Genomic DNA, 12946 nt, shown 5'->3' on the forward strand with positions numbered 1-12946 from the left:
AGTGCGGTTCGTTGTCGGCCGCGGGCTGACTGCGGCTGGTCGCGCCCACGCGGCGGAGCCGCTCATGTCACGGCCCCGCGCCCCTTCGGGGCGCGTTCTCTCACGTCAGCAGTGAAGCGAGCGTGCGCCAGCCCTCCCTCGGGAGGCGGGTCATGTCGTCCTCCACCAGCTGGAGGGCGACGTGATCGGCGCCCGCGTCGTGGAAGGCGTCGATGCGGGCGCGGATCGTGGCCTCGTCGCCCCAGGCGAAGACGGCGTCGATGAGGCGGTCGCTGCCGCCGCCGCTGACGTCGGCGTCGGTGAAGCCGAGGCTGAGGAAGTTCTTCGTGTAGTTCGGCAGCTTCAGGTACATGGCCAGATAGGCGCGGGCCGTCGCACGGGCGCGGGACGGGTCGGAGTCGAGGACGACCTTGAACTCCGGGGCCAGCAGCGCGCCCTCGCCGAGCCGCTCGCGAGCCTGCGCGGTGTGCTCGGGCGTGACCAGGTACGGGATGGCACCCGCCGCCCGGTCCCGGGACAGGTCCAGCATCTTCGGGCCGAGCGCGGCCAGCACCCGGTGGCCGGAGGGCATCCCGGCCCGGTCCAGCTCGTCCAGGTAGCCGACCATCGTCGAGTACGGACGGCGGTACCCCTCCACGCGCGGGCCGTGGCTCACACCGAGGCCGAGCACGAAGCGGCCCGGGTGGGACACCTCCAGCTCGGCGAAGCTCGCCGCCGCCTCGGACGCCTTGTGCTCCCAGATGCTCTGGATGCTGGTGCCGACCACGATCCGCGAGGACGCTCCGATCAGCGGGGCGGCGTGCCGGGCGGCGCTGTTGCCGCCGAGCCACAGGGCGCCGTAGCCGAGCCGCTCCAGTTCGGCGGCGGTCTCGGCGCGTTCCGCCGCGCCCTTTGGGTCCTCGGAGCGCAGCTGTGCACTCCAGACGCCGTACCGTCCGACCGATTCCTTCAGGGAAGCCGTCGCCTCGTTCATCGCTTGCGATCCCTCCGGTGGGCACCGTGATCATCCTGCGGGTCTGCCTGACCAACCACGGGTACCCACCGGGGATTCCCCGACCACGCGCCCGGGGCCGGTCGGGTCACTCGCCCAGGAACCGCTCCAGCGCCTCGACGACCAGCCGGTGGTCCTCCACCTGCGGCAGCCCGGAGACCGTCACCGCGCCGACGACGCCGACACCGTCGACCGTGAGGGGGAAGGAGCCGCCGTGCGCCGCGTACGTGCCGGGGTCGAGCCGCGAGGACTCCTCGAAGGTCGTGCCCTTGGCCCGGAAACGCGAGCCGACCAGGTACGACGCCGAGCCGTACCGCCCCACGACCCGGCGCTTGCGGGCGATCCAGGCGTCGTTGTCGGCGGTCGAGCCGGGCAGCGCGGCGTGGAACAGCTGCTGTCCGGCGCGGTGGATGTCGATGGCGACCGGGGCCTCGCGCTCCCTGGCCAGCTCGACGAGCAGGGAGCCCAGCGCCCACGCGTCGTCGTTGGTGAACCGGCGGAAGACCAGGCGGCGCTCCTGCTCCTCCAGCTCCGCCACGGTGGGTGCCGTCGGTGCGGTGCTCACAGGGACACCACCACTCCGTCGCGGGCGGACCGGCGGGCCGCCTCCAGGACGTCCAGGGCGGCGGCCGCCTCCAGCGCGTCCACCGGGTTCGGGCCGCCCTCGCGCAGGGCCCTCGTCACGGCGGCGTAGTACGCGGGGTAGTCGCCCGCGACCGTCGCCGTCACCTGCCCGCCGCCGGTCAGCGGGGAGTCCCCGGCACCGACGCGGCCCCACAGCGACTCGTCCTCCTCGCCCCAGCCGGGGCCCGGCCGCTTGCCCTCGCGCAGCGCCGCCTCCTGCGGGTCGAGGCCGTGCTTGACGTAGCCCGCCTGCGAGCCGAGCACCCGGAAACGGGGGCCGAGCTGGGCGGCGGTGGAGGAGACGTAGAGGTGGGAGCGGACGCCGTTCGCGTGCGTGAGCGCGAGGAACGTGTCGTCGTCCGCCTCCGCGCCCGCCCGCCGGACCACGGACTCGGCGTACACCTGCGTGGCCGGGCCGAACAGGACGAGGGCCTGGTCGACGACGTGGCTGCCGAGGTCGTACAGGAGGCCGCCGATCTCCGCCGGGTCGCCGGACTCGCGCCAGCCGCCCTTCGGCTTGGGCCGCCAGCGCTCGAAGCGGGACTCGAAGCGCCACACCTCGCCCAGCGCGTCCTCGGCGAGCAGCTTGCGCAGGGTGAGGAAGTCGTTGTCCCAGCGGCGGTTCTGGAAGACGGAGAGCAGTAGGCCGCGCTCCTCGGCCAGTGCCGCCAGCGCACGCGCCTCGGCCGCCGTGCCCGCCACCGGCTTGTCCACCACGACCGGCAGACCGGCCTCCAGGGCCCGCGTCGCGAGCGGTACGTGCGTCTTGTTCGGGGACGCGACGACGACCAGGTCCAGCTCGCCGGCCCGGTCGAACAGCTCGTCCGGGCCCGCGACGGTGCGTACGTCCGGGAACTCGGCGCGGGCCTGCCGCTGCCGCTCCGGGTTCGAGGTGACGACCGTGTCCAGGGTCAGGCCCTCGGTGGCGGCGATCAGCGGGGCATGGAAGACGGAGCCCGCGAGGCCGTAGCCGACGAGGCCGACGCGCAGGGGATTGCCGGGAGGAGTACCAGTCATGCGTCCTACTTTCGCAACGGTGTTGCCAAAGTGCAAGCGCCGGGGACAATGGGGGTGTGAACAGGAGCAACGGCGGGGGCGCGGGGACCGGCGGCGGTATGCGGGGCGCGGCGGGCGGCGCCAACCTGCTCGCCCTGCGCAGCCACAACACCGCCTTGGTGCTCGACCTGCTCCGCACCGCCGGCGGCGAGGGCATCAGCCGGCTCGAACTCGCCGAGCGCACCGGGCTCACCCCGCAGGCGGTCAGCAAGATCACCGCCAGGCTCCGGGGCGAGGGCCTGGCCGCCGAGGCCGGACGCCGCGCGTCCACCGGCGGCAAGCCGCGCACGGTACTGCGCCTGGTGCCGGGCGCGGGCCACGCCCTCGGCGTCCACCTGGACCGCGACGAGCTGCGCGCGGTCCTCGTCGACCTCGACGGCACCGTGGTGGCGGAGCGGCGCGCCCCGCTGGACCTGGGCGCGGGGGCGGAGACCGTACTGGAGGAGGTGGCCCGGGCGGCTGAGGAACTCACGGCGGAGGGACTGGGAGTGCCTGACGCGGAGGGCCTGCGGGTGTCCGGGGCGGATGGTCTGGGGGCGCCTGACGCGGATGGTCTGCGGGTGCCCGGCACGGGTGGCCCGCGGGGTCCCGTCGAGAAGGGGCTGACGCCGGCCGCCGAGGAGGGCGTGAGGCGGCCCGGCCGGGGCGGCCCGGGGGCGGCTGCGGCGGGCGGCGCACGGGCGGCTGCCGTGGACGGTCTCGGCTCGCCCACCGGGGGCGGTTCGCCCACCGGGGGTGGTTCGCCCGTCGGGTGTGGTTCGCCCACCGGGGGTGGTTCGCCCGTCGGGTGTGGTTCGCCCACCGGGAACGGTTCGCCCGCCGGGGGTGGTTCGCCCACCGGGAACGGCTCGCCCACCCGGGGTGGTTCGCCCGCCGGGGGTGGTTCGCGGACTTCCGCGGCGCCGGGGCTGGAGCCGCCGGTACCGGGAGAGCGTGCCCCGGAGGGGCCGGGGCACGCCGCAGGGGAGGACGCGCGGCCGTCGGGGCGTGTGCTCGCCGACGCTCCCACCCTCCTCGGACTCGGCGTCGCGCTTCCGGGGCCGCTGGACCACGTCCGCGGGGTGCTGCACCGGGTCACGGGCTTCCCGGAGTGGGACGGCTACCCGCTGCGGGACGCGCTGGAGCGGCGGCTGGGCGTGCCGGTCGTCGTCGACAAGGACACCAACGCGGCGGCGCTCGGCCTGGCGGTCGGCGGCGCGGGGGAGGAGGCGGGTCGGACGGGCGGCGGCGGTGGCTCCTTCGCCTACCTGCATCTTGGTACCGGACTCGGCGCGGGGCTAGTCTTCGGCGGCGGTGTGCACCGGGGTGCCCGGACCGGCGCCGGGGAGTTCGGGCACCAGGTCGTCCAGCTCGACGGGCCGCCCTGCACCTGCGGGGCCCGGGGCTGCATAGAGGCACTGTGTCTCGCCGCCGTCGCCCGCGGCGACCTCGCGGAGGCGGCGAGAGTGCTCGGCACGGGCGCCGCGAACCTCGCCGGGCTGCTGGACATCGACCTGGTGCTGCTGGGCGGCCGTACCGTCGCCGCCGCGCCCGAGGCCTTCGTCCACGGCGTCGGCGCGGTCCTCGACGCCCGCGCCCGGCGCGAGGGCGGTCACGACGGAGCCGTACCGGTACGGCTCGCGCCTGGCGGCACGCGCGGGGTCGCGGAGGGCGCCGCCCAACTACTGCTGGCCCCCCTGTTCGGCCGGGGCGACGGCGGCTGAGCACCGAGCTACAGCACCCACCGTCTCCGGCGGGCCCCACGGCCCCGTCCTCTGCCGGGCCTCGACGGCACCGCCCCCGCCGGAGTGCGGACAGTCCCGTCCTCCCGGCCCTCGCCGGGCCGCGACGGCGCCGCCTCCGTCGGGCGGCGGGCAGTCCCCCCTCCGGGGCCGCGACGGCGCCGCCTTCGTCGGGCGGCCGGACAGCCCGTCTTCCCGGCCTTCGCCGGGCTGCGACGGTGCTGCCCCGCCGGAGCGTGGGCACCCGTCTTCCGGGCCCTCGCCGGGCCGCGACGGCGCCGCCTCCGTCGGGCGGCGGGCAGTCCCCCCTCCGGGGCCGCGACGGCGCCGCCTTCGTCGGGCTGCGACGGCGCTGCCCCGCCGCCCCGCGGACAGCCCCGCTCTCCCGGGCCTCGACGGCACCGCCCCTCCTTCCCCCGGCGGGCCACGTCGGACCCGGCGCCGACGAGGCCCGCTCCCCGGGGCCCCGACGGCACCGTCGATTTCGGCAGCCCGTCCCCGCCAGGGCTCGACGGCACCGCCCCCGGCGGGCCATGCCGGACCCGGTCCCGCCGAGTTCCGCTCCCGGGCCCCCACGGCGCCGCCGATTTGCGGCAGGGCCGGGTCCCGGCGGTCCCGTCGCCCGCGTCTGCGACCATCCCTGCGTGGACTATCCGAACGACCAGGCCCCGGGTGCCCCCGTCCGCTCCGGGATTCCCGAGCACGGGCGGGTGCCGAAGTACTACGCCGTCAAGGCGCGGATCGACCGGCTCGTCGGCGAGCTGGGGGAGGGCAGCGCCATCCCCACCGAGCGGGACCTGTCCGAGCGTTACGGCGTCGCCCGCGAGACCGTGCGGCAGGCCCTGCGCGAACTCGTGCTCGAGGGCAAGCTCCGCCGACAGGGGCGCGGCACCGTGGTCGCCGGTCCCAAGCTGGCCCAGCCGCTGTCCCTGGCCAGCTACACCGAGGGCGTCCGGCGCCAGGGGCGCACCCCCGGGCGTGCGCTCGTCACCCTGGACCGCTTCCCCTGCCCCGACGCGCTCGCCGCCGAGACCGGCCTCACGCGCGGGGAGCCGGTCTGGCACCTGGAGCGCGTGCTGCTCGCCGACGACGAGCGGGTCGGCCTGGAGAGCACCTACGTCGCCGTGGCCCGCATCCCCGACCTGGACACCGCCTTCGACCCGGACTCGTCCTTCTACGCCCACCTCGCCGCCCAGGGCATCGCCTTCGGGGACGCCGACGAACGCATCGAGACCGTGCTCGCCACCCCGCGCGAGGCCCTGCTCATCGGCACCCCGCCGGCCCTCCCGATGCTGCTCATCCACCGTGTCTCCCGCGACACCGGAGGCCGCCCGCTGGAACGGGTGCGCACGCTCTACCGGGGCGACCGGTTCTCGTTCACGGCCCACCTGAGCGGCTGAAAAACGACTGAAAACGCCCACATCGACCACCCGGGAAAGTAACGAAGAGATAACGGGTCTAGCCCAAACGTGATGCCCAGTTCACGCTCTCGTTGTCAGCCGGATCCCTCCGGTTCCCCGATGCCAAGGAGCGTGGCGGTCGTGAGAGTGACAGTTGTCGGAGCCGGCGTGGTGGGCACCATGCACGCGTGGCACGCAGTGAACCGCGGCCACGAGGTCGTACAGATCGAGCGCGAGACCGAGGCCCGCGGCGCCTCACTGCGCAATTTCGGCCAGATCTGGGTCAGCGGCCGGGCGGGCGGCGAGGAGCTGGAGACCGCGCTGCGGGCCCGTGAGCTGTGGGAGGAGATCGGCGGCCGGATCCCGGCGCTGGGCTTCCGCCCGAACGGCTCCCTGACCCCGCTCCGCGGCGACCTGGAGCGCGCCGTCGCCGAGGCGGCCGTCGCCCGCCCGGACGCCGCCGCCCGCGGCCACAAGCTGCTCACCCCCGATGAGGCCCGCGCCCTGAACCCGGCCCTGCGCGGCGAGTTCGACGCCGCCCTGTACTGCGAGCGCGACGCCGCCGTGGAACCACGCACCGCCCAGCTCGCCCTGCGCGCCGAACTGCTGAAGTCCCCGCGCTACACCTTCCTGCCCGGCCGCGAGGTCCGCGACGTCGTCGGCGAGGCAGCCGTACGCGACGACCACGGCGACGTGCACACCGGCGACGTCGTCGTCCTCGCCACCGGCGCCTGGCTCGGCGGCCTCGTGCGCGAACTGGCCGGCCCCGGCCTGCCGGTGCGCCGGGTGCGGCTCCAGATGATGCAGACCGACCCCCTCGGCGAACCGCTCACCACCTCGGTCGGCGACGCCGACAGCTTCCGCTACTACCCGGCGTACGGCTCGCCCGCCCTGGACGAGCTGAACGCCCGGCAGCCGCAGCCGGCCACGGCGGCCGAGCACCGGATGCAGCTGCTGATGGTCCAGCGCGCCGACGGCGGCCTGACCATCGGCGACACCCACGAGTACGAGCACCCCTTCGCCTTCGACACCGTCGAGGACCCCTACGAGCACCTCACCGGCGTCGTCGAGTCCCTGCTCGGCCGCCCGCTGCCGAGGATCCGCCGCCGCTGGGCCGGGGTGTACGCGCAGTGCACGGACACCAGCCGTGTCGTGCACCGGCAGCAGGTGCGCGAAGGCGTCTGGCTGGTCACCGGGCCCGGCGGGCGCGGCATGACCTGCTCACCCGCGATAGCCGAGACCACCGCGAACGAACTGGGCTGGTGAACCCCTGATGACCACGACCTCCCCCGACACCCGCGTCCGCCTCGTCGTCCTCGACATGGCCGGCACCACCGTCGCCGACGGCGGCCTCGTCGAGCGCGCCTTCGACACGGCCGCCCGCGAACTCGGCGTCGAGCCCGGCACCCCGGACCACGCCGAGAAGCTCGACTACGTCCGCGCCACCATGGGCGAGTCCAAGATCTCCGTCTTCCGGCACCTGTTCGGCGACGAGGACCGCGCCCGGCGCGCCAACACCGCCTTCGAGAAGGCGTACGGCGCCCTCGTCGACGACGGCCTGATCGCCCCCGTCCCCGGCGCCCGCGAGGCCGTCGGGGAACTGGCCGCCGACGGCCGCACCGTCGTCCTCACCACCGGCTTCGCCCGCGTCACCCAGGACGCCATCCTCGACGCGCTCGGCTGGCGCGACCTGGTGCCGCTCACCCTGTGCCCCGCCGACGCGGGCGGCCGCGGACGGCCGTACCCGGACATGGTGCTGGAGGCGTTCCTGCGCACCGGGGCCGCCGACGACGTCCGCCAGGTCGCCGTCGTCGGCGACACGTCCTACGACGTGCTCAGCGGTGTCCGGGCCGGCGCCGGACTGGTCGCCGGGGTGCGCACCGGGGCCCACGGCGACGACGCCTTCCGCGCGGCGGGCGCGACCCACGTGCTGGACTCCGTCGCCTCCCTGCCTGCCCTCCTGCGGGGAGCAGCCGGCTGATGAGCACCACCAGCAGCGGCGTCAGCAGCGGCATCCGCTTCGACTCGGTCACCGTCGCCTACGACGGCAACGTCGTCCTGGACGCCCTCGACCTCACCGTCGGACCGGGCGAGGTCATGGCGCTGCTCGGGCCGTCCGGATCCGGCAAGACCACCGCGCTGCGGGCGGTCGCCGGGTTCGTACGGCCCGCCTCCGGGCGGGTGTTCCTCGGCGACCGCGACGTCACCGGCCTGCCCCCGCACCGGCGCGGCATCGGCATGGTCGTCCAGCAGTACGCCCTGTTCCCGCACATGCGGGTGGCGGACAACGTCGCCTTCGGACTGAAGGCCCGCAAGGTCGCCAAGGCCGAGATCCGCACACGCGTGGCCGAGGCGCTGGAGATGACCGGCATGGGCGCCTACGCCCGCCGCCACCCGCGCGAACTGTCCGGCGGCCAGCAGCAGCGCGTCGCCATCGCCCGCGCACTCGCCATCCGCCCGGGCGTCCTCCTCCTCGACGAACCCCTGTCCGCCCTCGACGCCCAGCTGCGCTCCGGCATGCTCGCCGAACTGGCCCGGCTGCACCGCGAACTGCCCGACGTGTCGATCCTCTACGTCACCCACGACCAGGTCGAGGCGCTCACCCTCGCCGACCGGATCGCCGTGATGGACAAGGCCCGCCTCCAGGCCTGCGGCACCCCGCGCGAGCTGTACCGGGCGCCGGCCGACGCGTTCACCGCGTCCTTCGTGGGCGGCGCGAACCTGCTGCCGGTGACCGTCGGAACCGGGGGAGTGTCCTTGGGGGACGTGGAGATCAAGGTCGACACGGGGGGTGTCGCCCCCGGGGCGACGGCGACCTTGTGCGTACGGCCGCATCTGGTGGGGCTCGGTGACGGGCCCAACCGGCTCACCGGCACGGTGGGGGAGATCCAGTGGCGGGGGGCCACCCACCGGCTCTTCGTCGACGTGGGCGGACACCGGGTGATGGCGGATCTGCGGGAGCTGAAGGCTCCGCCGGTGCACGGGGAGCCGGTGAGTCTGCATTTCTCGCCCGAGGACGCGGTGCTGCTGCCCGCGGGGGTGGACCATGGCTGATGTCGTCCGTGAGCCGCGGGCCGCGGCCGGCCGGTCGCGCCCGCCCGGCGGCGGCCGGAAACCGGGCACAGCCCCGCGCGCCTTCGGGGCGCTTGTGTGGGCACTGCCCCCGGCGGCCCTGCTCGCCCTCTTCTTCCTCTACCCCCTCGCCCTCGTCGTCCAGCAGTCCTTCCAGCCGGACACCGGCGGCACCTCGATCCAGCCGTACGCCGACGTCTTCGCGTCGTCGGCGTTCCGCGAGGCGCTGTGGACCACCGTCTGGCTGGCGGTGGCGGCCACCGCGGGCTGCCTGGTGCTCGGGTTCGTCCTCGCGCTGGTCATCGCCTTCGTGCCGTTCCCCGGGGCGAAGGCGGTGGCCCGCTTCATCGACGTCTTCCTGTCCTTCCCGTCCTTCCTGATCACGCTCGCCCTGCTGTTCGTCTACGGCACGGTCGGCATGGCCAACGGGGCGTGGACCGACGTGACCGGGGCGGCCCAGGGGCCGTTCCGGTTCCTCACCACGCCCTGGGGCGTGCTCCTCGCGGAGATCACGTACTTCACGCCCTTCGTGATGCGCCCCCTGCTCGCCGCCTTCTCGCAGCTCGACACCGGGCAACTGGAGGCCGCCGGTTCGCTGGGCGCCCGCGCGCCGCGCATCGTCCGGCGGATCATCCTGCCCGAGGCACTGCCCGCCCTCGCGGCCGGCGGCAGCCTGGTCCTCGTCCTGTGCCTGAACGAGTTCGGCATCGTCCTGTTCACCGGCGCCAAGGGCGTCACGACCCTGCCGACGCTCGTCTACGGCAAGGCGATCCTGGAGTCCGACTACCCGGGCGCCTGCGTGGTCGCCGTCGTCAACGTCCTGATCTCCGTGGGCCTCTACGGCCTCTACCGGGTGGTGAGCCGCCGTGCTGGTGCATAGCCGCCGAGCGAGGTGGGCCGTGTGGACGGTCTTCCTCGTCCTCTTCCTGCCCCTGTTCGCCCTCCCGCTCCTCGTGGTCCTCGGCGCCTCCTTCGCCACCCACTGGTCCAGCGTCCTGCCCTCCGGCCTCACCACCGGCCACTACGAGGCCGCCACCCGCGGCGAGGCCCTCCAGGCGCTCACCACCAGCCTGGTCACCGCCGTCACCGCCAGCCTGCTCGCCCTCGCGACCGGCACCTGGGCCGCCCTCGCCGCGGCGGCGCTGAAGCAGCGGTACCGCAAGGTGCTCGACGCCCTGTTCGTGCTGCCCCTCGCGGTGCCCTCCGTCGTCGTGGGCCTCGCCACCCTCGTCGCCTTCTCCCAGCCGCCGATGCTGCTCAACGGCACTCGCTGGATCGTGATCATCGCCCACACCGTGCTGGTCACCGCCTTCGCCCACCAGTCCGTGTCCGCCGCCCTCACCCGCCTCGACCCGGCCTACGAGCAGGCCGCCGCCTCCCTCGGCGCCTCACCGGCGTACGTCCTGTGGCGGGTGAGGCTGCCCCTGCTGCTGCCGTCCCTGACCGCCGCCGCCGGACTCTGCTTCGCCCTGTCCATGGGCGAGCTGAGCGCCACGATGATGCTCTATCCGCCCGACTGGACCCCGCTGCCCGTCCTGGTCTACGCGGCCACCGACCGCGGCGCCCTGTTCACCGGCTCCGCCGTCGCCGTGGTCCTCATGACGGCCACCCTGCTGGTGCTGCTCGCCGTCTCCCGGATCCGCACCACAGCCTCCTACCGCTGAACCAGCCCCGCCCCGACCCGCAAGGAGTTCGCCTCGCCATGCCCAAGAACGCCCTCAGGCCGCTCGCCGCCCTCGCCGTCCTCGCCCTCGCCGTCCCGCTGACCGCCTGCTCCGGCACCTCCGCCGCCTCCGACGAGAACGTCGTCACCGTCTACAGCGCCGACGGCCTCAAGGGCGAGAACGGCGACGGCTGGTACGACCGGGTCTTCGCCGACTTCGAGAAGGAGACCGGCATCAAGGTCGAGTACGTCGAGGGCGGTTCCGGCGAGATGGTGCAGCGCGCCGTCCGCGAGAAGCGCAACCCGCAGGCCGACGTCCTCGTCACCCTCCCGCCCTTCATCCAGCAGGCCGACACCAAGGGCCTGCTCCAGGAGTACGCCCCGAAGGGCGCCGACCGGGTCGGCGGCGCCGACAAGTCCGCGACGGGCACCTGGACCGCCGTCGTCAACAACTACGTCGGCTTCGTCCACAACACCAAGGAGCTGAAGCAGGCCCCCACCACCTGGGAGGACCTGCTCGACGGCAGGTACGAGAACAAGCTCCAGTACTCCACCCCCGGCGTCGCCGGCGACGGCACCGCCGTGCTCATCAAGGCCATGCACGACTTCGAAGGCGAGCAGCCCGCCATGGAGTACCTGAAGAAGCTTCAGGCCAACAACGTCGGCCCGTCCGCCTCCACCGGCAAGCTCGCCCCCAAGGTCGACAAGGGAGAACTGCTCGTCGCCAACGGGGACGTGCAGATGAACCACGCCCAGTCCAAGTCCATGCCGAACCTCGGCATCTGGTTCCCGGCCCGCGAGGGCGGCAAGCCCACCACCTTCGCCCTGCCCTACGCGGCCGGTCTGGTCACCGGCGCCCCGCACACCGAGAACGGCAGGAAGCTCCTCGACCACCTCCTGGGCCAGAAGGCGCAGCGGCAGGTCAGCGAGATCGGCGGCGGCTTCGCGGCCCGCCAGGACGTCAAGGCCACGGACGCCAACGCCATCGCCCTGACCAGGCTGATGGACGGCGTGGAGGTATTCGAACCCGACTGGAACGACATCGAGGAGAACCTCACCTCCTACATCGACGCCTGGAAGGAGGCGACCGGGAACTGACCCGGCCGCGGACCGGATCAGCCGTAAACGCATCGGCGATCCGACGGACAAACCGTCAGAGGCCTTCTACGACCTGGTGTTCTCGGGTATCGCGGAGGACCTGAACACACCTCGTGGCGACTTCTTCGTCGCCGCCGTGGGCGACTCCTACCGGTCCGACATCCAGACCCCGCTCGCGCTGGTCGAATCGGCCGTCGGCATCCTGTGCCGGCGGAAGCAGTCCGCGGCCCGGGTGGAGAGCGACCGGGCCCTTTCCGTAGGGGATCTGGACATGGTCACGCAATGCCTGGACGGGACGGAGAGGGGGCACAGCGGATGAAGGTGGCCGTCATCGTGGACGACCTGGACCCCGCCAGACGCAGAAGGTGCTTCTGGGAGGAGCGGCTCTCGGCCATGGACGGCGTCGAGTACAGACTCGTCAGCCTGCTGGCGAACATGGAGAGCCGTCGCTTCTTCAACGTGTACGAGTTCGACGTCGTCATATTCAACTGGTGCGTCCTCGACGGGGCGGTGATGTACGCGTCCGACCGCGCCCGGGACATCCTCGCGTTCTACGACGACCATTTCTTCCAGTACGTCCGCCCGGGCGGCGTGGTCATCATGGAGAACCAGCCCAAGCGCTGGCGTCCCGCCCAGCAGGCCTACGACGTCCTCTTCCCGGGCCAGCTCGTCGTCACCCAGGGCGAGACGTACGTCTACAGCTCCACCGTCCAGACCAATGCCGCCCTGCGGGGCCATCCGCTCCTCCAGGGCATTCCCGGCACCGTCAACTCCGCCTACTCCCACCCCCTCGACACGTCCTGGTTCCCTCCGGGGTCGACGAGTCCGCGGTCGATCGAGGAACTGCAACCGACCAAGATGTACACGGGCGCCTTCCGGAGCTGGTCGAGGGGCTGGCTTCCGCTGCTCCACACGGAAGACCGCCACAATCCCGTCCTGTTGGTGAAGACCGAAGGACTCGGTCTGTGGATCGTCTCGACCATGTTCATCGCCTCGTCCAACGTCGCCGACCTGATGGAGTCGCTGGTCGTGGGAGCGCGCAGTCACTCCAACGCCATCCACCACTTCCACGACGCCCAGGAACGCAAGAGGCGCGTGCGGACCGTCGTCAGCGTCGCCGGTGTCCTCGCGCTCGGCGCCTGTCTCTTCCTGCTGCTCCAGTCGGGGGCGCTCACGTCCACCATCCCGTACGGCGAGCGACGCCGGTGTGGCCGTTGAGGGCGGCCCCCATCGAGATGCTGACCCGCGGAGAACGACCGGAGTCCGGGGGCGCCAGGCGCCGCGTCTCCGTGAGGACGTACTCCACGAGACCTTGCCGCAA

Annotated in this window: 13 protein-coding genes and 1 pseudogene; 11 read left to right on the top strand and 3 right to left on the bottom strand. The window is 73.6% G+C overall.

Annotation, left to right across the window (positions count from 1 at the left end; genetic code table 11):
* Positions 1-100 precede the first annotated feature (100 nt).
* From ACZ6IM_RS00905 to ACZ6IM_RS00915, 3 genes are all read right to left on the bottom strand, one after another.
* Positions 101-973 carry an LLM class F420-dependent oxidoreductase gene (locus tag ACZ6IM_RS00905; protein ID WP_052841645.1) on the bottom strand — a complete coding sequence of 291 codons (873 nt, stop codon included), beginning with the start codon at positions 971-973 and terminating at the stop codon, positions 101-103.
* A 106-nt stretch (positions 974-1079) separates the two neighbouring features.
* Entirely contained in the window at positions 1080-1556 is a 477-nt protein-coding gene (locus ACZ6IM_RS00910) for a heme-degrading domain-containing protein (protein WP_052841644.1), read from the bottom strand.
* A complete protein-coding gene (locus ACZ6IM_RS00915) occupies positions 1553-2632 on the bottom strand; it encodes a Gfo/Idh/MocA family oxidoreductase (RefSeq protein WP_469553568.1) in 1080 nt (359 codons plus the stop codon). The genes ACZ6IM_RS00910 and ACZ6IM_RS00915 overlap by 4 nt, the downstream gene beginning before the upstream one ends.
* Before the next feature lie 98 nt (positions 2633-2730).
* Here ACZ6IM_RS00915 and ACZ6IM_RS00920 point away from each other — a divergent pair.
* From ACZ6IM_RS00920 to ACZ6IM_RS00970, 11 genes and pseudogenes are all read left to right on the top strand, one after another.
* Positions 2731-3151: pseudogene (locus tag ACZ6IM_RS00920) on the top strand (winged helix-turn-helix transcriptional regulator); the annotation flags it as partial.
* Positions 3152-3231: 80 nt separating this feature from the next.
* The gene (locus tag ACZ6IM_RS00925) at positions 3232-4374 is read left to right on the top strand and encodes an ROK family protein (protein WP_469554235.1); all 1143 of its coding nucleotides are present in this window, start codon (positions 3232-3234) and stop codon (positions 4372-4374) included.
* A 662-nt stretch (positions 4375-5036) separates the two neighbouring features.
* Complete coding sequence (locus tag ACZ6IM_RS00930; RefSeq protein WP_052841642.1) at positions 5037-5792, top strand: GntR family transcriptional regulator; 756 nt, start codon at positions 5037-5039, stop codon at positions 5790-5792.
* Positions 5793-5912: 120 nt separating this feature from the next.
* Positions 5913-7058, top strand: coding sequence for a TIGR03364 family FAD-dependent oxidoreductase (locus ACZ6IM_RS00935; RefSeq protein WP_469553570.1), 1146 nt, complete (start codon positions 5913-5915; stop codon positions 7056-7058).
* 7 nt (positions 7059-7065) lie between these two features.
* On the top strand, positions 7066-7773 hold the full coding sequence (locus ACZ6IM_RS00940; RefSeq protein ID WP_052841641.1) for a phosphonatase-like hydrolase: 708 nt from the start codon (positions 7066-7068) through the stop codon (positions 7771-7773).
* Entirely contained in the window at positions 7773-8846 is a 1074-nt protein-coding gene (locus ACZ6IM_RS00945; RefSeq protein ID WP_469553572.1) for an ABC transporter ATP-binding protein, read from the top strand. The genes ACZ6IM_RS00940 and ACZ6IM_RS00945 overlap by 1 nt, the downstream gene beginning before the upstream one ends.
* Positions 8839-9744: a 2-aminoethylphosphonate ABC transporter permease subunit gene (locus tag ACZ6IM_RS00950; RefSeq protein ID WP_469553573.1), complete on the top strand. Its 906-nt coding sequence runs from the start codon at positions 8839-8841 to the stop codon at positions 9742-9744. Before ACZ6IM_RS00945 ends, ACZ6IM_RS00950 begins: the two co-directional genes overlap by 8 nt.
* Positions 9731-10528 (top strand): ABC transporter permease, encoded by a 798-nt coding sequence (locus ACZ6IM_RS00955; protein ID WP_469553575.1) that lies wholly within the window; start codon positions 9731-9733, stop codon positions 10526-10528. The genes ACZ6IM_RS00950 and ACZ6IM_RS00955 overlap by 14 nt, the downstream gene beginning before the upstream one ends.
* 38 nt (positions 10529-10566) lie before the next feature.
* Positions 10567-11625, top strand: coding sequence for a 2-aminoethylphosphonate ABC transporter substrate-binding protein (locus ACZ6IM_RS00960; RefSeq protein WP_052841637.1), 1059 nt, complete (start codon positions 10567-10569; stop codon positions 11623-11625).
* A 76-nt stretch (positions 11626-11701) separates the two neighbouring features.
* Positions 11702-11944, top strand: coding sequence for a hypothetical protein (locus tag ACZ6IM_RS00965; protein WP_469553577.1), 243 nt, complete (start codon positions 11702-11704; stop codon positions 11942-11944).
* Complete coding sequence (locus tag ACZ6IM_RS00970; protein WP_469553579.1) at positions 11941-12843, top strand: hypothetical protein; 903 nt, start codon at positions 11941-11943, stop codon at positions 12841-12843. Before ACZ6IM_RS00965 ends, ACZ6IM_RS00970 begins: the two co-directional genes overlap by 4 nt.
* The last annotated feature ends 103 nt before the right edge of the window (positions 12844-12946 follow it).

The organism is Streptomyces sp. NPDC042336 (assembly GCF_055581985.1).